Origin of the sequence: Gordonia sp. OPL2, from assembly GCF_003797825.1 — a bacterium.
Classification (GTDB): Bacteria; Actinomycetota; Actinomycetes; order Mycobacteriales; family Mycobacteriaceae; genus Gordonia.
The window spans coordinates 123718-141140 of the sequence record NZ_RKME01000003.1; the positions used below are offsets into that span (position 1 = coordinate 123718).

At 67.3% G+C, this 17423-nt stretch carries 17 protein-coding genes; 7 read left to right on the plus strand and 10 right to left on the minus strand.

The genetic code is table 11. The annotated features are described in order from the left end of the window. Positions 1-6: 6 nt before the first annotated feature. Both EEB19_RS05105 and EEB19_RS05110 read left to right on the plus strand, forming a co-directional pair. The gene (locus EEB19_RS05105; RefSeq protein ID WP_262365443.1) at positions 7-1206 is read left to right on the plus strand and encodes a lipase family protein; all 1200 of its coding nucleotides are present in this window, start codon (positions 7-9) and stop codon (positions 1204-1206) included. Positions 1207-1451: 245 nt separating this feature from the next. Continuing rightward, positions 1452-2153 carry a L,D-transpeptidase gene (locus EEB19_RS05110; protein ID WP_262365444.1) on the plus strand — a complete coding sequence of 234 codons (702 nt, stop codon included), beginning with the start codon at positions 1452-1454 and terminating at the stop codon, positions 2151-2153. A gap of 110 nt (positions 2154-2263) precedes the next feature. Here EEB19_RS05110 and sthA read toward each other — a convergent pair whose 3' ends face one another. Continuing rightward, positions 2264-3718: a Si-specific NAD(P)(+) transhydrogenase gene (gene sthA, locus EEB19_RS05115; protein WP_187583804.1), complete on the minus strand. Its 1455-nt coding sequence runs from the start codon at positions 3716-3718 to the stop codon at positions 2264-2266. Positions 3719-4101: 383 nt separating this feature from the next. Continuing rightward, positions 4102-5028: a PE-PPE domain-containing protein gene (locus EEB19_RS05120; RefSeq protein ID WP_187583806.1), complete on the minus strand. Its 927-nt coding sequence runs from the start codon at positions 5026-5028 to the stop codon at positions 4102-4104. Positions 5029-5201: 173 nt separating this feature from the next. Here EEB19_RS05120 and EEB19_RS26820 point away from each other — a divergent pair, with 173 nt between their 5' ends. Next, the gene (locus EEB19_RS26820) at positions 5202-5336 is read left to right on the plus strand and encodes a hypothetical protein (RefSeq protein ID WP_262365445.1); all 135 of its coding nucleotides are present in this window, start codon (positions 5202-5204) and stop codon (positions 5334-5336) included. Positions 5337-5364: 28 nt separating this feature from the next. On the opposite strand, the gene EEB19_RS05125 is transcribed toward EEB19_RS26820, so the two are convergent. Beyond that, positions 5365-6183 carry an Fpg/Nei family DNA glycosylase gene (locus tag EEB19_RS05125; RefSeq protein ID WP_187583808.1) on the minus strand — a complete coding sequence of 273 codons (819 nt, stop codon included), beginning with the start codon at positions 6181-6183 and terminating at the stop codon, positions 5365-5367. Positions 6184-6210: 27 nt separating this feature from the next. Further along, on the minus strand, positions 6211-6684 hold the full coding sequence (locus EEB19_RS05130; protein WP_187583809.1) for a ribose-5-phosphate isomerase: 474 nt from the start codon (positions 6682-6684) through the stop codon (positions 6211-6213). A 22-nt stretch (positions 6685-6706) separates the two neighbouring features. Here EEB19_RS05130 and EEB19_RS05135 point away from each other — a divergent pair, with 22 nt between their 5' ends. Then, the gene (locus tag EEB19_RS05135; RefSeq protein WP_187583811.1) at positions 6707-7717 is read left to right on the plus strand and encodes a M48 family metallopeptidase; all 1011 of its coding nucleotides are present in this window, start codon (positions 6707-6709) and stop codon (positions 7715-7717) included. Between the two features lie 19 nt (positions 7718-7736). Here EEB19_RS05135 and EEB19_RS05140 read toward each other — a convergent pair whose 3' ends face one another. Beyond that, positions 7737-8369: a DsbA family protein gene (locus EEB19_RS05140; protein WP_187583813.1), complete on the minus strand. Its 633-nt coding sequence runs from the start codon at positions 8367-8369 to the stop codon at positions 7737-7739. A gap of 117 nt (positions 8370-8486) precedes the next feature. Here EEB19_RS05140 and pepN point away from each other — a divergent pair, with 117 nt between their 5' ends. Beyond that, positions 8487-11087: an aminopeptidase N gene (pepN, locus tag EEB19_RS05145; RefSeq protein ID WP_187583816.1), complete on the plus strand. Its 2601-nt coding sequence runs from the start codon at positions 8487-8489 to the stop codon at positions 11085-11087. A 40-nt stretch (positions 11088-11127) separates the two neighbouring features. Here pepN and EEB19_RS05150 read toward each other — a convergent pair whose 3' ends face one another. Continuing rightward, a complete protein-coding gene (locus EEB19_RS05150; protein ID WP_187583818.1) occupies positions 11128-11823 on the minus strand; it encodes a response regulator in 696 nt (231 codons plus the stop codon). Then, a complete protein-coding gene (locus EEB19_RS05155; RefSeq protein ID WP_187584033.1) occupies positions 11820-13454 on the minus strand; it encodes an ATP-binding protein in 1635 nt (544 codons plus the stop codon). The genes EEB19_RS05150 and EEB19_RS05155 overlap by 4 nt, the downstream gene beginning before the upstream one ends. Before the next feature lie 153 nt (positions 13455-13607). Here EEB19_RS05155 and EEB19_RS05160 point away from each other — a divergent pair, with 153 nt between their 5' ends. Beyond that, the gene (locus EEB19_RS05160) at positions 13608-15035 is read left to right on the plus strand and encodes a cation:dicarboxylase symporter family transporter (RefSeq protein ID WP_187584035.1); all 1428 of its coding nucleotides are present in this window, start codon (positions 13608-13610) and stop codon (positions 15033-15035) included. Between the two features lie 111 nt (positions 15036-15146). Here EEB19_RS05160 and EEB19_RS05165 read toward each other — a convergent pair whose 3' ends face one another. From EEB19_RS05165 to EEB19_RS05175, 3 genes are all read right to left on the minus strand, one after another. Further along, positions 15147-15644 (minus strand): DUF5130 domain-containing protein, encoded by a 498-nt coding sequence (locus tag EEB19_RS05165; protein ID WP_262365446.1) that lies wholly within the window; start codon positions 15642-15644, stop codon positions 15147-15149. Then, entirely contained in the window at positions 15631-15879 is a 249-nt protein-coding gene (locus EEB19_RS05170) for a hypothetical protein (protein ID WP_187583821.1), read from the minus strand. Before EEB19_RS05170 ends, EEB19_RS05165 begins: the two co-directional genes overlap by 14 nt. Before the next feature lie 121 nt (positions 15880-16000). Next, positions 16001-16543 carry an HNH endonuclease gene (locus EEB19_RS05175; RefSeq protein ID WP_187584037.1) on the minus strand — a complete coding sequence of 181 codons (543 nt, stop codon included), beginning with the start codon at positions 16541-16543 and terminating at the stop codon, positions 16001-16003. Positions 16544-16822: 279 nt separating this feature from the next. Here EEB19_RS05175 and EEB19_RS05180 point away from each other — a divergent pair, with 279 nt between their 5' ends. After that, positions 16823-17263 carry a globin gene (locus EEB19_RS05180; protein WP_187584039.1) on the plus strand — a complete coding sequence of 147 codons (441 nt, stop codon included), beginning with the start codon at positions 16823-16825 and terminating at the stop codon, positions 17261-17263. Positions 17264-17423 lie beyond the last annotated feature (160 nt).

A 17423-nucleotide genomic window follows, 5' to 3' on the forward strand; every position in this document is an offset into this window, starting at 1 on the left:
CTGGTGGTGGCGTTCGTCACGCTCGCACTGACCCTCGGCGGTGTCGTCGCGGGCGCAGGTGACTCCGTCGCGGATGACGTGGCACTACCCACCCCACTGTCCGACACCTTCTACGCCACGCCCACGAATCTGGACGCTCGTCGGCCCGGCGACATCATCTCCGTGCGCGCTCGCCCGAATCCGCCCGCGTTCTTCGACGTCCGGACGTTTCAGATCAAGTTCCGTTCGACCGACAGTCGCGGCCATCCGATCGCCGCGATCACGACCCTCCTCGTCCCGACGCGCAAACAGGCCGACGGGCCACTGCTCTCGTTCCAGCACATCATCAACGCGACGGGACTGAAATGTGCTCCCTCGCAAGCACTGTGGACACAGGACCCGAATCTGACGATCCGGGAGGCGCCCGGACTCAACGTGGCATTGCAACGGGGCTGGACGATTGCGATCCCCGACCATCTCGGCCCACGGAGTTCGTACGGTGCCGCGAAACTGGGTGGTCAGATCACGCTTGACGGCATCCGGGCCGCGCAACACTTCGCGCCCGCGAAGGTGGCCGAGAGCCGGGTCGGACTCGCCGGGTACTCCGGTGGCGGGATGGCCACGGCCTGGGCGGCGGCCCTCGCCCCGACGTATGCCCCGGATCTCGACATCGTCGGGGCCGCCTACGGCGGTGTGCCGATGAATCTGCTGCGCATGGCCGAGGGCCTGGGTTACGACACTCCCCATCCGGCGTTCGGGCTCGCGTTCGCGGCGGCCATCGGAGTCGCTCGCGAGTACCCGGACGAGATCCCCATCCAGAGGTACCTGTCACCACTCGGCCGTCAGATGTACGCGGGCATGCGCGATGCCTGCACCAACGACATCCTCCGACTGGGCGCCGGTCATGACGCCCAGCAGGTCACCGTCGGCGGTCGCACGATCTTCGACGACCCGACGGCCCGCCGCGTGGTCGAGGAGAACAGCCTCTCGCTGTATCCCGGCATCCCCCGGACACCGATCTTCGAGTGGCACAGCCCGTCGGACGTCTTGATCCCGGTGTCGTCGATCGACGTCACGATCCGTCGGTACTGCCGCGCCGGCGTCCGGGTCGAGCAGTTGGCCACGCCATCGCCCGACCACCTCTCCGCCGCGGTGATCGGGATGCTGCCGGCGTTCCGCTATCTGACGGACCGCTTCGACGGCCGTCCCGCGCCGAGCAGTTGCTGACCGCCCGGCCGCACGAACCGCCCATCCGCGCCGGTCGCCGCGCCGACCGGACCTTGTGACGGTTGTCGCAAGCCGTGCATCCGACGGCCCGCCGACCACGGGCTTCGACCCCACCTCGAGGGCAGTGATCACTGTTCGTCCAGTATTCGACATCCGGCCTTTGGCCCGAAGGCAACGTTTGTGTAACGATGGACGGGCGCTCCGGGGGATGCGCTCGGCGTAACTCAAACTGCAAAGGTCTCTCCGTGTTGACTTCGAAGCCTTCACGTCGCGCACGTCGCGGCATGACTCGTCGCGCCGTCACCGTTCTCGTCGGTGTCGTCGCGGTGTCTCTTGCGCTGCCCATGGCGGCGAGCGCCGCACCTGTCACCGTGATCCCGGGCCTGCCCCCGGTCGAGGTGCCCGAGGTGCCGGGCGTGCCGCAGCTCCCGGGCGTCCCGTCGACCCCGAAGACCACGACTCCTCCGCCGCCGTCGACGACGACTCCCGAGGCCCCCAAGGGCCCGGCGATCCCGAACGTCAAGACGTCGACCGGCTGGGTCGCGCTGGCCGACGACGCGACCCACCAGATCACCTGGTGGCGCAACGGCAAGCAGGTCAAGACGATGCCGATCTCGATGGGTTCGAACGACCATCCGACCCCGAACGGCGTCTACCACACCAAGGAGAAGTACCGCGACATGTACATGGATTCGTCCACGTACGGTGTCCCGGTCGATTCCGCCGAGGGCTACCGCACCTACGTCGAGTACGCGACCCGCATGTCCTGGGACGGCATCTTCATCCATGCCGCTCCGTGGTCGGTCGCCCAGCAGGGCCGCAGCAATGCCAGCCACGGCTGCATCAACATCAGCACCGAGAACGGCAAGTGGGTCTTCAACACGATCCCGCGTGACACCCCGATCGTGGTGCGCGGAACCATCGGCCCGAAGTACACCGGCGACTGATCACCGCCACCCACCTCTTCTGAACCACACGAGGGGCCCGGTCCATCGGACCGGGCCCCTCGTCGTCGTTCGGCGCGCCGAGGGATCCGCGGCCGCGCCGAACGTTCTGCTCAGCCCACCGCCGTCGTCGCCCCGACGTCGAGATCGAGGCGATGCCCCTCCGAGCGGACGCGGGCGATCGCGCGCATCTTGTTCACGGCGTCGAGCGCAGCGACCTTGTAGCCCTCGGCGAGCGTCGGGTAGTTGAAGACGGCGTCGACGAGGTAGTCGACAGTTCCGCCGAGTCCCATCACTGTCTGGCCGATGTGCACGAGTTCCGCTGCGTTGCTGCCGAAGGCGTGCACACCCAGCAGAGTGCGGTCCTCCGCATGGACGAGCAGTTTGAGCAGCCCGTAGGAGTCGCCCATGATCGCGCCGCGGGCCAGTTCCCGGTACCGGGCCACGCCCACCTCGAACGGGATGGTGGAGGTGGTCAACTGGTCCTCGGTCCGTCCGACGAAGCTGATCTCCGGGATGGCGTAGATCCCGATCGGCTGAAGATCCTCGTCGGTCGCTCCGACGGGCTCGTCGAAGGCGTGATACGCGGCGCGCCGCCCCTGCTCCATCGAGGTCGCCGCGAGTGCCGGGAACCCGATGATGTCGCCGACGGCGTAGATGTGATCGACGGTGGTGCGGAAGTGTTCGTCGACCTTGAGCCGACCACGCGCGTCCGCCGTCAGCCCGGCCGATTCCACTCGGAGCTCGTCGGACACTCCCTGCCGCCCAGCCGAATACAGCACCGTGTCCGCAGGGATCTTCTTGCCCGATGCCAGGATCGTCAACGTTCCCGACGGATGGGTCTCGACGGTCTGGACGGTTTCGCCGAATCGGAAGGTGACCCCGCGCTCACGGAGTTGATACTGCAGGGCCTCGACGATCTCCCGATCGCAGAAGTCCAGCATCGTCGGCCTCTGCTCGATGACGGTCACCTTGGTACCGAGCGCCGCGAACATCGACGCGTACTCGATGCCGATGACCCCGGCACCGACGACGACCATCGAGCCGGGGACACGATCGAGGTCGAGTATCTGGTCGGAGTCGACGACCGTGATCCCGTCGAAATCGACCGTGGACGGCCGGGCCGGCCGGGTGCCGACCGCCACCACGAAATGATCGGCGGTGACGTGCTTGAGGTCGCCGGTCGCGTCCTCGATGGCGATCTCGTGGGGATCGACGAAGTAGGCGCTGCCGATCAGCATCGTGACGCCGTTGCGTGCCAACTGATTCTGGATGACGTCGATCTCCTTGCCGACGACATGCATGGTGCGCGCCGACAGGTCGGTCACGGTGATGTCGGCCTTGAGCCGGTACGACTGCCCGTAGAGCTCACGCTGATTCATTCCGGTCAGATAGAGGACGGCCTCGCGCAACGTCTTCGACGGGATGGTGCCGGTGTTGATGCACACCCCGCCCATCATGTCTCGACGTTCCACGATCGCTGCCCGCTTCCCCAGTTTGGCCGCGGCGATTGCCGCCTTCTGTCCGGCGGGGCCGGATCCGATGACCACCACGTCGAAATGATCCACGGTGCTCTCTCCACTCGATCGTCGACGACGCGTCGGCCGCGTCGGCACTGAGATGTCCACCGATCAGTGTCATCCACTCGCACGTGGGAGCACGCCCCGGAAGCGTACTGTTCGACAGGATTTAACACGGCCGCATCATCGTCCGGCCGACGCGCTCATCGAGTGCATCGCGCGACCAACTCGTCGCCCCGTGGCTCGCCCCGATGGCTCGCCCGGTAGCTCGCCGACCGTGCCCTGGATTTCGCCGATCGTGTCCACCGTGGGCACACTGGGCGATTCTCAGGACACGGTCGGCGAGGTGTGGACCGAGATGCGGGCCGATGCGGCCGGGATCCGGCATGGCAACGGGTGCGCGCGACGCGAGCCGGGACGTGGTGAGGCGCTCAGGCCGCGAGCTCGACGGACGTCCCCATGTCCCCGATCGGGGAGAAGGTCGCGCACACCTGCAGCCAGGCGGCCAGCGCCTGACACCCGGTGGTGTCCGGATCGGTCACCGATCCGCGACGGTAGGGCTCGCGGGCGTAGGACGTGTGCCGACCACCCCGACGGTTGGGCACGCGCACGCCGCGCCACGCGAAGGTCCCCGGGAGGTAGCCGGTCACCTCGCGTACCGCCGAGGCCAGACGACGCATGTCACGACGAACTTGCGCCGGACCGGGTGACGTTCGTCTCGCATTCTGAAAGGTGTTTCGGCGAAGCGTCTTCCACATGTCGCCCACCCAGTCCCGAATGCGGCCGACGGCCAGTGCGGCAGTGAGGTCGGCGATGTCACGGAGGAACGAGTCGGCGGATGCGTTGCAGATCATGTCCTCCGGTGCGCCGACCCAGTAGGTCGCGACACCGTCCGGAAGCTCGGGTCCCGGTCCGGCGACGCCCCATCCCTCACATCCCGCGATCACACCGGGCGGTTGATGCGGATCGGCGACGAAGCCGATGGCGAGGAGACGTTCGACGACGTCGTCATCGGCGCCGAACTCGTCGAGAGCTGTCCGGATGACCACGGCGCCTTGGGAATAGCCGATGAGGACGATGGGTCCCGAGGTGTGCCGGAGCGCGTCGGTGAGAGCTCGGGCGCCCGTGTCGACGCTGATGCGATAGCTCATCCCGCCGAGATGCGGGGCGGGTCCGTAGCTCGCCGGATAGCCCACCCACCGGCTGACGAAGCGGTCGTCGAGGGCTGCGGTGACCTCGTGCAACAGCCCGGTCACAGCGGTCCGCCGGTCGCCGGCGTAGGACTCCCCCGTCCCACCGACCGCGAGCACGGTGACCTGCGCCGGTTCGCGCAGCCGGTCGTCGTCGAAGGTGTCCATGGCTCCATGGTGCGCGGGTCCGGTAGGAGAATTCGAGGGTGCGCCTGAGGGTTTCCTGTGATTGCGCACCCGACGTAAGCAGCATCACCCCAGGTCAGATTGATTAACCTGGATGTAACACGGACAATGGAGAAGCGTAAGAACCATCACTTGTCCAGGAAGCCGTATCCGTCATGTCCCTCGCACGCCTGTGTGCCCGTTTCCTCCCCGACAGCCAGCGCAAGCTCTACGAGCAGATCCAGGGCGTCGCCAGTCGCAGTCAGCGCGACGAGTTGCTCGTCATGGCGCAGCGCGCCGATCGACGCTGAGATCTGCCCCCGGGCACCACGTCGACGCTCAGACCTGACACACAGGACACCAGAACAGATTTCGGCCATCGAGTTCGGCGATACGGATGTCGGTGCCACAGATCCGACACGGCTCACCGGCCCGCCGATAGACGTAGGTCCGGGGCCGATCCGGCGCATAGGATCCCGGCCCGTGGTCGTCCTCCGGTCGGATCACGTGAATTCGGCCGCGCCGCACCCCGATTCGCATCAGCGAGACGAGATCGAGCCACAGCGCCTCGAACTCGTCCTCGCTGATCGTCCGCCCCTCGCGGAACGGGTCGATGCGGGCGCGGAAGAGGATCTCGGCCCGGTACACATTGCCCACACCGGCGATGACACGCTGGTCCATCAACAGTGCACCGATCGGTCGCCGGGATCCGTGGATCGCGGCGAAGGCACGGTGCGGATCGGCATCGGCACGTAGCGGATCAGGTCCGAGCCGGGAGATGAGATCGTCGAGATCTGCAGGCGAGAACAACTCGCACGCGGTCGGACCACGCAGATCGGTACCGACGGCGTCGCCCTCGATACGGAGCCGCACCTGACCGGTCGGTACATCCATCGGGGCGGGAGCCTCGGTGAAGGCCCCGTACAGGCCGAGGTGAACATGGATCATCCGGCGCGCACCCCGTCGCCGGTCGTCGGCCGGACGATAGTGCTGGACGAGATGTTTGCCCCAGGCCTCCGCAGTGGCGAAGACCAGGCCGTCGACGACGGCAGCGCCCTCGGCGAATCTCCCCTGAGGGCTGCTCACCCTGACCTGTTGTCCCCGGAACACCCGTCGTTGGCGGCGTGCCAGACGGTGCAGGGTGTGGCCTTCAGGCATCTGTCACCGGCGCCGACGACCAGTCGGTCAGTTGCCGGGAACGGCCGGCGCCTCACCGGTGCGCTCGTACTCGGCGAGGATGTCGATCCGCCGTTGGTGACGCGCCTCGTCCGACCACGGGGTCGCGATGAACGCGTCGACGATGGCCAGCGCCTCCTCTGTGCTGTGCATCCGCCCGCCGATGCCCATGAGCTGTGCGTTGTTGTGCTGACGGGCGAGTTGTGCCGTCTCGACGCTCCACGCGAGGGCACATCGTGCGCCCGGCACCTTGTTCGCGGCGATCTGCTCGCCGTTGCCGCTGCCGCCCAGCACTATTCCGAGGCTGCCCGGGTCGGCGACGGTACGCCGTGCGGCGTCGATGCAGAAGGCCGGGTAGTCGTCCTGCGCGTCGTAGGTGTGCGCCCCGCAGTCGACGACGTCGTGACCCGCCGACCTCAGATGGTCGGCGATCTGGTTCTTCAGTTCGAATCCGGCATGGTCGGCACCGAGGTAGACACGCATGCCGTCACTATAGATTGGTCGCGTGGACGCTCACTCGCCGATACCCAACGTGCCCGGGGTCGCCGACTCCTCTGCGGCCCTCGACCGGGCCGCGCCGCCGCCCGACGCGTACTGGCTGCCGCCGGCGCCCTACGCCCAGCGCCCGCGGCTGCACCCGTGGGAGATCCCGATGCTGGTGCTGATCGTCGCCATCACCGTCATCGGCTATGCCGCGATCGTCGTGCTGGTATTGGCCGGCCAGTTCAGCGAGTACTTCCTCGCCCTGTTGGCCGCTCCCCTGCTCCTGCTGCTCGTCCGCGGGCTGACCTATGCCCAGCCTCGGGTCAACGGGGTGCAGATGACGCCGACCCAGTTCCCCGAGGGGTACCGGATGGTCGTCGAGGCGGCCGCGCGCTACGGCCTGGAGTATGTACCCGACGCCTACGTGGTGCTCGGCAACGGCATGATCAACGCGTTCGCCTCCGGGCACGGATTCCGACGTTTCGTGGTGGTCTACTCCGATCTCTTCGAGGTCGGCGGCCGCGCCCGCGACCCGCGTGCCCTCGAGTTCATCATCGGCCACGAGGTGGGACACATCGCCGCCGGTCACACGTCCTATTGGCGCCAATTGGGCACCGGCGTCGGCATGAACATCCCGTTCATCGGCGCCGCCCTGTCGCGCGCTCAGGAGTACACCGCCGACAACTACGGCTACTACACACAACCCGCGGGCGCGCCCGGGGCGATCGGCGTGCTGTCGGCGGGGAAATACATGCTGTCCGCCGTCGACTTCGATCAGTTCGCCGACCGCGCCAGTCATGAGCGAGGAGTTTTCACGTGGGCGGTGAACGCCCTTGCCTCCCACCCCGTGCTCACCTGGCGTGCCGCAGCCCTGCGTGACCGGACGCGGGCCGGGGCCATGCTCTTCCGCCCGAAGACGATCGTCCGCGGTGTCGGCAGCGGAAACGTCGTGCCGATCCCGCCGCCGCCACATCCCGCCGCGATCGCCCCGGGCACCCTGCCCAACGGGCTGGAGATGCCGCCCAAGATCTGAGCGCGGCTCCCTTCGGGTCTCAGTCGAACTGCGGGTCCTCGTCGCGGCTGCGTTTGAGTTCGAAGAAGTGCGGATACGACGACAGCGCAACCGCGCCGTCCCACACCGTGCCCGCGGTCTCACCGCGCGGGATCCGGGACAGCACCGGCCCGAAAAATGCGACGCCGTTGACGTGGATCGTCGGTGTGCCGACGTCGTCGCCGACCTTGTCCATGCCCTCGTGATGGCTGGTCCGGATCCATTCGTCGTACTCGTCGGAGTCGGCGGCCGACGCCAGACCCGGGTCCAGATCGACCTCGGCGAGCGATTCCGTGATGACCTGATCGAAGTCCTTGACGCCCATGTTGTGGATGAGGGTGCCCATGGCCGTGTACAGCGGAGCCAGGATCGCGTCACCCTTGCTCGCCCGGGCCGCGGCGATGACCCGAACCGGGCGCCATGCGTGCTTGAGACCCTCGCGGTACTCCTCCGGGATGTCCTTGCCCTCATTCAGGACTGCCAGGCTCATCACGTGGAAATTCACATCGATCGGCCGTACCTGTTCGGCCTCGAGAATCCACCGCGAGGTGATCCAACACCAGGGACACAGCGGGTCGAACCAGAAGTCCACCCGGTCCCGCTTCTGCTGATCTGACTGCGCCTCTGCTGCCATCGTCTGACCCTTCCGGTGTTGTTACGAGTCACTCCCGAAACTACAACCAGATTCCCCCGCGGTCATTCCCGTTAAGCTGGCCAGCGACCGCGATTCGAGAGGTGGATGAACCCGACTGTGACTGCTCCCAACCTGACCCGAGACCAAGCACGCGAGCGCGCCGCGACCGTCGACGTCGGCACGTACGAGATCGACCTCGACCTCACCGACGGCCAGGGGGCGCCCGGGACCGAGACCTTCCGGTCGGTGACCACCGTGACGTTCACGGCCACCCCGGGCTCCGACACCTTCATCGACCTGGTGGCGCCCACGCTGATCTCGGCCACGCTCAACGGCACCGATCTCGACGTGTCGGACTTCGACGAGTCGGTCGGCATCGCCCTGCCGTCGCTCGCCGACGACAACACGCTCACCGTCGTCGCCGACTGCGCGTACTCCAACACCGGTGAGGGTCTGCACCGCTTCGTCGATCCCACCGACGACTCGGTGTACCTGTACTCCCAGTTCGAGACCGCCGACGCCAAGCGCATGTTCGCCTGTTTCGATCAGCCCGATCTCAAGGCGACGTACACGATCACCGTCACCGCCCCCGAGGACTGGAAGGTGATCTCGAATGCGGCAGTGGTGAACACGCTCAAGGCCGAGTCCGGGCCGAACGGGGGCACGGTGCACCGCTTCCGCGAGACACCGCTGATGAGCACCTACCTCGTCGCCCTGATCGCCGGCCCGTACGCCGAGTGGAACGACACCTACTCCGACGACCACGGCACGATCCCACTGGGCATCTACTGCCGCTCATCGCTGGCCGAACACATGGACGCCGAGCGTCTCTTCACCGAGACCAAGCAGGGTTTCGGCTTCTACCACAAGAACTTCGGCATCCCGTACGCCTTCGGCAAGTACGACCAGCTGTTCGTCCCGGAGTTCAACGCCGGCGCGATGGAGAACGCCGGCGCCGTCACCTTCCTCGAGGACTACGTCTTCCGGTCGCGGGTGACGAAGTACCTGTACGAACGCCGCGCCGAGACCGTCCTGCACGAGATGGCGCACATGTGGTTCGGCGATCTCGTCACCATGGGTTGGTGGGATGACTTGTGGCTCAACGAGTCCTTCGCCACCTTCGCCTCGGTGCTGTGCCAGTCGGAGGCGACCGAGTACACCAACGCGTGGACCACATTCGCCAACGTCGAGAAGTCCTGGGCGTACCGACAGGATCAGTTGCCGTCCACCCACCCCGTCGCCGCCGACATCCCCGACATCGCCGCGGTCGAGGTGAACTTCGACGGGATCACCTATGCCAAGGGCGCATCGGTCCTCAAACAGCTGGTCGCCTACGTGGGTCTCGAGGACTTCCTGGCGGGCCTGCGTGACTACTTCGAGGCGCACAAGTTCGACAACGCAGGATTCTCCGATCTCCTCGCCGCACTGGAGAAGTCGTCGGGCCGCGACCTGTCGGACTGGGGATCGCAGTGGCTCAAGACCACCGGGATCAACGTCATCCGGCCAGACTTCGAGCTCGACGCCGACGGCGCATTCACGCGCTTCACCATCGTGCAGGACGGCGCTGCGCCGGGCGCCGGGGAGACACGCGTGCACCGGCTCCGTGTCGGTGTGTACGACGACAACGGTTCGGGTGCCCTGGAACGCACGCACAGCGTCGAACTCGATGTGGAGGGCGAGCGCACCGATGTGGCCGAGCTGGTCGGCGTCCGGCGCGGCGCACTCGTCCTGCTGAACGACGACGACCTCACCTACGCCTCGGTGCGGCTCGATCCCGAATCGCTGGCCACCGCGACCTCCCGGATCGGCGACATCGCCGATCCGATGCCGCGCACGCTCGTCTGGTCGGCGGCCTGGGAGATGACCCGTCAGGCCGAGATGGCCGCCAGGGACTTCGTGGAGCTGGTTCAGCGCGGCATCGCCACCGAGTCCGAGATCGGTGTCGTCCAACGGGTTCTGCTGCAGGCGACGAGCGCGCTGGAGGCCTACGCCGATCCGGCATGGGCGGCCGAGACCGGCTGGCCGGCGTTCAGCGCGCGGCTGCTCGAGCTCGCGCGATCGGCCGAGGCGGGCTCGGATCATCAGCTCGCCTTCGTCAACACACTGCTCGCCGGCCGTGTCACCGACGATCAGGTGCCGGTGATCAGCGGCCTGCTCGACGGTGCGGATCCGGCGACGCACGGACTGCCGGGACTCGTCGTCGACACCGACATGCGCTGGAAGCTGGTGCGCGCGGCGGCCTCGGCCGGTGCGATCGACACCGATGCCGCGTCGACGCCGGTGATCGATGCCGAGGCGGCCCGGGACAAGACGGCCACGGGTGCACGTCAGGCCGCCGCGGCGCGTGCGTCACGGCCTCTGGCGGAGGCCAAGTCCGATGCCTGGACACAGGCGACGGAGGACGATTCGCTGTCGAATGTGTTCACCCGCACGATGATCGAGGGATTCGCCCGGCCCGGTCAGGCGGATCTCCTGTCGTCCTACGTCGCGAAGTACTTCGAGGTGATACCCGGCATCTGGTCCCGCCGGTCCAGCGAGGTCGCCCAGACCGTGGTCGTCGGTCTGTACCCGCACTGGGCCATCGACGAGGACGGACTGGCCGCGGCCGACGAGTTCCTCGCCGGTGACCACCCGCCCGCCCTCAAGCGCCTCATCGCCGAGGGCCGCGACACCGTGGCCCGGTCGCTGCGCGCACGGGAGTTCGACGCGCGCCGCTGACGACACACCACGGACAGGGGCTCTCACCGGGCGGCCCGGGTCAGCGACTGCGCCAGCGGTAGCGGACCTGTGGCCGTCCGGTGTTGCCGTATTCGGTGACCCTCTCGACGGTTCCGTCGTCGGCGAGCCGCTCGAGGTAGCGCCAGGCGGTGACCCGCGAACTGCCCAGTACCCCGGCGACCTCGGATGCGGTGAGTCCGCCGTCGCTGTCGCGGACCGCACGGCCGACGGCGTCCTCGGTCTCCGGGGCGGCACCTTTCTTCGCGGTGCGACGCGTGTCGGTGGTGCGGAGTTCGGCCAGCGCCCGGTCGACGTCTCGTTGACTCACGGCGTCCTCGCCTGCGATCAGGGCGTCGCGATAGCCGAGGTACTGCCGGATCTTCTCCGCGAACGCGGCAAAGGTGAACGGCTTCAACAGATACAGCAGGACGCCGTGCGACATCGCGCTTCGGACCGTCGCGAGGTCGCGCCGCGCGGTGATCGCGATGATGTCGGGCACCGGACGGATGCCCGACAGGGCCGACGCCAGGTCGACACCGTCGGCGTCGGGCAACCCGAGATCGAGCAGGACGAGGTCGACCGCTGCTCCAGACCCGGCCGCCGTCGTGGCCGCGCGCAGCGCCTCCTGAGCCGTGGACACCGACGCGACGATGTCGAATCCGCCGATACGGCCGAGGAACTCGCGATGTGCCTCGATGATCAGCGGATCGTCCTCCACGACGAGCACACGGATCATCGCGATCGCCCCCTCTCGACCTCGTCATCGGACACCCCGGTTGCACCGCCGACGTCGCTCTCGGTGTCCCGGGTACCGCCGATCGTGACCGAGACGACCGAACCATAGGTGTTCTCGGCGGTCAGTGTGCCCTCGTGGCGTGCGACGACCTGGGCCACGAGGGCAAGTCCCAGCCCGCGTCCCGCGGCGTCTCCACCCGGCTTGGTGGTATAGCCACGTTCCTGTGCCCGGGTGAACTCGCCGGGGTCCATCCCGGGTCCGCTGTCGGCGACGACGACGTGCAGGACCGCGCCGTCCCCGATCACCGTCACCTCCACCCACGGATCGTCGGGATCACAGGCATCGAGGGCGTTGTCGATGAGATTGCCGACCACGGTGATCATCTCGCCGGTCGGCAGCAGGTGGTCGGAGTCGTCGGCGGACAGTTCGGAATCCTCGGTCAGCGTGAACGTGATGCCGCGTTCGGCCGCCTGCGCACTCTTGCCCAGCAGTAGTGCGGACAGTGCGGGCTCCCCGACGGCCTCGGTCATCCGGTCGATGAGACGTTGGGACAGTTGGAGTTCCGTCGTCGCGAGCCGCGCGGCATCATCGCTGCGACCCATCTCGATCATCGCGACGATGGTGTGCAGACGGTTCGCCGACTCGTGTGCCTGCGACCGCAATGCCTCCACGAATCGGCGGGTCGAGTCCAATTCGCCGACCGCTTCGGACAATTCGGTGCGATCGCGGATCGTGACGACGGCGGCCCCACGGTCCGACGGTACCGGCGATCGGTTCACCAGCAGGATGCGACCGCTCTGGGCGTACGCCACGTCGACGAGCGGTTCGTCCCCGGTGACGAGGAAGTCCGGCAGGCGGACCGGTTCCCGCGACGTGCGGTCACCGGCGTCGTCGACGAGCAGACGCCGCGCCTCGTCGTTGACGAGGACCGGGAGCCCGTTCTCGGTCACCACCAGGCCCTCGCGGACGGCATGCAGGACGGCGTCGTGGTGCTCGTACATCAGGCGCAACTCGCTGGGCGCGAGTCCACCCGTCTGCCGCAGCAGGCGCCGCCGGATGAGCAGGAGTCCCGAACCCGCGGTGGCCAGTGCGGCCGCGGCGATCGCGATGATCAACGGCAACTGTTCGCGCCAGTTGTCGGTGAGGGTGTCGAGGGTGATCCCGGCAGCGACGAGACCCACGATCCGGCCGTCGGCCGATCGGACCGGTGCGATGGTGCGGATCGACGGTCCCAACGATCCCGTGTAGGTCTCGGTGAACACCTGCCCCGCCAACGCCTGGTCGACCGATCCGATGTAGTTCTGGCCGATCAGCGACGGGTTCGTGTGCGTATACCGGGTGCGGTCGACGTCCATGATCGTGATGAACCCGACGCCGGTCGCCGCACGGACCTGCTCGGTCACCGGCTGCAGGACGGCGGCCGGATCGGCCGAGACGAGCGCGGCAGCCGTCGACGGCGCGTCGGCGAGGCTGACGGCCACGGCCGTCACCTGCTGCCGCGCGGTGCGCTCGGCGTCGTAGCGCGCATCGAGCACCGCGAGAACGCTGCCGCACACGATGATCACCACGACCATCGCGAGCAACCATGCGACGGCCTCACCCGCGAGTGTTCGCGGCCTCGCCCACGGCATCCTCACGACCCCACTCCTTGTCGACCCGCTCCGCCCGGGTGAACGAAACGAACACAAACGTGACCCCGGTCACGGACCTGTTCCACAATCCATACACCGACCTGTCACCCGCGGTCCAAATGACGCGGCGACCACGAGAGGACTCACATGAACATGCGACGACGGCCCGACGAATCGGCGGGCGGGTCCGACGGCCCCGACGGCCCGGTGTCGACGGCCGAGATCCCCGAGACACCGAAGAAGCGCGACCGCACCCACTGGCTGTACATCGCCGTCATCATCGCGGTGGTTGCCGGTGTCGTCGTCGGTCTCGTCTCGCCGCAACTGGGCAAGGATCTGGCCTTCCTGGGCACCATGTTCGTCAACCTGATCAAGATGATGATCGCGCCGGTCATCTTCTGCACCATCGTGCTCGGCATCGGTTCGGTCCGGAAGGCGGCGACCGTCGGCAAGGTGGGCGGGCTCGCGTTCGTCTACTTCCTGGTCATGTCGACCATCGCCCTGGGCATCGGTCTGGTCGTCGGCAATCTGATCAAGCCGGGCGAGGGCCTCAACGTCACCGCCACCGCGGGTATCGGCGCCGAGCAGGCCGCGAAGGCCAGCGAATCCGGCGGCACGCTCGACTTCCTCGAGGGCATCATCCCGACCTCGTTGCTGTCTGCACTGACCGAGGGCAATGTGTTGCAGGCGCTGTTCGTCGCCCTGCTCGTCGGATTCGCGATCCAGGCGATGGGCCGCACGGGCGAGCCGATCCTCACGGCCGTCTCCTACATCCAGAAGCTGGTCTTCAAGGTGTTGACGATGATCCTGTGGGTCGCGCCGATCGGCGCGTTCGGCGCCATCGCGAACGTGGTCGGCCAGACCGGCTGGGCGGCGGTGCAGCAGTTGCTGATCCTGATGCTGGCGTTCTACATCACCTGTGTTCTCTTCGTCTTCGGCGTCCTCGGGGTGCTGCTGCGGACCGTCGCCGGGGTCTCCATCTTCCGTCTGGTCCGCTATCTTGCCCGCGAGTATCTGCTGATCTTCGCGACGTCGTCGTCGGAGTCGGCGTTGCCTCGGCTCATCGCCAAGATGGAGCACCTCGGGGTGGAGAAGACCACCGTCGGCGTGGTGGTTCCGACCGGCTACTCGTTCAATCTCGACGGCACCGCGATCTACCTGACGATGGCGTCGATCTTCATCGCCGACGCGATGGGCGATCCGTTGTCGATCGGTGAGCAGATCGGCCTGCTCGCGTTCATGATCATCGCCTCCAAGGGTGCAGCCGGAGTGAGCGGCGCCGGCCTGGCCACCCTGGCCGGCGGCCTGCAGGCGCATCGTCCCGAGCTCCTCGACGGTGTCGGCCTGATCGTGGGGATCGACCGGTTCATGTCCGAGGCCCGCGCGGTCACCAACTTCTCCGGCAACGCGGTGGCGACGCTGCTGGTCGGCTCCTGGACCTCGACCGTGGACAGGGGACGCGTGGACGACGTGCTGAGCGGACGCAGTCCGTTCAACGAGTCCGACATGGTCGACGACGGTCCGGTCGACCGCGTGCCCGGCGAGCAGGCTCACGCGGGCAAGGCGCTGGCGGGTCACTAGCGCCGCATCCGGGCCACCGCTGGTACGAGAACGGCCGCTCACCGTCTGGTGAGCGGCCGTTCTCGTATGTCGGTCCGGTCGTGCGTCGAGAACCCGTGACGACGCGGCAGATCAGGAGACCGCGGCGGCGGTCGACATGACGCGCAATGCGGCGATCAGGCCGTCGATCAGGTCTCCCTGACGGAAGCTGGTGACCGCAGCGGTCACACCGAGCTGCGCGACGCGATCGTTGACCCGGTCGGCGACGTGCACACCCGAGACGACGACGACGTCGTGGGTGTTGGGCGAGACCGCGATCAGTGTGCCGTCGGCGGGCTCGGGGGCGCGCAGCAACTCGGCGCGGGCATCGGCCACGGCATCGGTGCCGAGTTCGCCGATGTAGACCGAGAACCGCACGTGTGCCTTCTCGCTGGCGTCCTTGAGCGCTTCGTCGAGGCCGATCAGTTCCTCGCGGGTGAACGGCGGTGTCGTCGGCGCCTGACCCGGGAAACGGGTGGCCGACACGCGTCCGCCATTGGTGACGACGGTGCCCACGGGCAGTGCGCTCGACGCACCCGCCGAGACCTGGATTCCGCCGTGGGATCCCTGGACTACCTCACCACTTGCCACTTGCCGAGCCTCCGTCCACGTCGGTCGATTCCGCATGATGCGCCAGCGACATCGGCTGGATCTCGGTGGCGCTGAACAACAGTGGCTGATGATCCCACTGCTGGTCGAGGGTGTAGTTCGCCACCTTCGGGTACTTGACCCCGCTGGAGAACACCATCGCGACGACACACACCACGACGGACAGAACACAGAGGATCGTGACAGGCACGCCGATGACGACGATCAGGTTGTCCATGTCACCCTTTCGATCGATAGCTGCGGTAAGCCTGCACCCGGCTGCGGCGCAGGTCGTGTGATCAATCTAGCCCACGGGAGACCGCATCGGGCATCGACCCCTACGACGCGTCGTAGACGAGTCAGGCGGCGCCCGCGTCGATGTACTGGGCCCACGCCGGGTCGATCTCCTTGACGGTGGCCAGGAGCCGCCAGTGCCGCCCCTTGGGCGGTGACGGGATGACACGCAGTGTCCACCCGAGCTCGGACAGCAGGTGATCGGCCTTGCGGTGATTGCAGCTCGCACAGCAGGCGACGCAGTTCTCCCACGTGTGTCCGCCGCCACGCGACCGCGGGATGACGTGGTCGATCGTCGTCGCCTTGGCAGCGCAGTATCCGCACCGGAACCGATCCCGATGCATCAGCGCGGCCCTCGTCATCGGGATCACCGCGCGATACGGGACCTTCACATAGGTGCGCAGCCGGATGACCGACGGCACGGGTACCGCCATGTCGGCGGAATGCACGGCGAGGCCGTTGTCGTCGGCGTGGATGACGTCGGCCCGCTCGCGCAGCACGAGGACGATCGCGCGGCGCAGCGAGATCGCGGTGAGGGGCTCGTAGGTGGCGTTCAGCAGCAGGACGCGGCGACGTCCCCACAGCAGTCCGGACCGCGCCGGTGGCATGGCCGACGTCTGCGTGAGACCTCCGGGAACCGTCGTCAGGGCGGGGACACGCGGCTGTCCGTCATCGGTCGTTGCCGTCTTCCGTGTGTCCCTGCTCGTCATACGCGTCTCCCGCCTGAACATTCGACTTCGTGAATATTCGACGGAGTCAAGTGGAACACGGAACGACGACGATTGCACGACAATTCTGCATGTCGTAGCAGGTCGCCCGGGTGAACACCCGGTGGCCGGCCGTCCTTCTGAGCTGGGATGTTGAGCGGTGTGCGGATGGTCAGGACAATGGGGACGGTGAGCCCAGAGGTCCCCGGCGGAATCGAGCCGAGCACGCCCCCGACACAGCGCACCTTCTACGAGGAGGTGGGCGGCGCCGAGACGTTTCGCAAGCTCACGGCCCGGTTCTATCAGGAGGTGGCCGCCGACGAGATCGTCCGCCCCCTGTATCCGGAGGAGGACCTCGGGCCGGCCGAGCGACGGATGCGGATGTTCCTCGAGCAGTACTGGGGTGGTCCGCGGACCTATTCGGACGAGCGCGGCCACCCTCGCCTGCGCATGCGTCACAACCCGTTCCGGATCGGCCCGCTCGAACGGGATGCCTGGCTGCGATGCATGCACACCGCTATCGCCTCCATCGACGAGCAGACCCTGGACGATGCCCATCGTCGGGCACTGACCGACTACATGGACATGGCCGCCAACTCCATGATGAACTCACCGATCTGACCTCGATCGACACGCCGCAAGTCGGTTCGCGACGCGCCGACCTCACCTGTAGTTCTCACCGAAAACACAGGTAAGGCACAATGACGACGGTGAGCGATGAGACATCTGACGTTCTCCCCGCCGAGCCGGATCCCGACGGTGCCCACGACACGGCACAGCC

Coding starts and splice junctions, on each gene's coding strand:
- EEB19_RS05150 (WP_187583818.1), bottom strand. CDS start 11,823: ATGATCCGTGTGCTCGTCGTGGAGGACGATCCGCTGATCATCGAGGCA.
- EEB19_RS05170 (WP_187583821.1), bottom strand. CDS start 15,879: ATGGACAACCTGATCGTCGTCATCGGCGTGCCTGTCACGATCCTCTGT.
- EEB19_RS05120 (WP_187583806.1), bottom strand. CDS start 5,028: ATGGACACCTTCGACGACGACCGGCTGCGCGAACCGGCGCAGGTCACC.
- EEB19_RS05175 (WP_187584037.1), bottom strand. CDS start 16,543: ATGCCACCGGCGCGGTCCGGACTGCTGTGGGGACGTCGCCGCGTCCTG.
- EEB19_RS05130 (WP_187583809.1), bottom strand. CDS start 6,684: ATGCGTGTCTACCTCGGTGCCGACCATGCCGGATTCGAACTGAAGAAC.
- EEB19_RS05160 (WP_187584035.1), top strand. CDS start 13,608: ATGCGACGACGGCCCGACGAATCGGCGGGCGGGTCCGACGGCCCCGAC.
- EEB19_RS05125 (WP_187583808.1), bottom strand. CDS start 6,183: ATGCCTGAAGGCCACACCCTGCACCGTCTGGCACGCCGCCAACGACGG.
- EEB19_RS26820 (WP_262365445.1), top strand. CDS start 5,202: ATGTCCCTCGCACGCCTGTGTGCCCGTTTCCTCCCCGACAGCCAGCGC.
- EEB19_RS05155 (WP_187584033.1), bottom strand. CDS start 13,454: ATGCCGTGGGCGAGGCCGCGAACACTCGCGGGTGAGGCCGTCGCATGG.
- EEB19_RS05180 (WP_187584039.1), top strand. CDS start 16,823: ATGGGGACGGTGAGCCCAGAGGTCCCCGGCGGAATCGAGCCGAGCACG.
- EEB19_RS05140 (WP_187583813.1), bottom strand. CDS start 8,369: ATGGCAGCAGAGGCGCAGTCAGATCAGCAGAAGCGGGACCGGGTGGAC.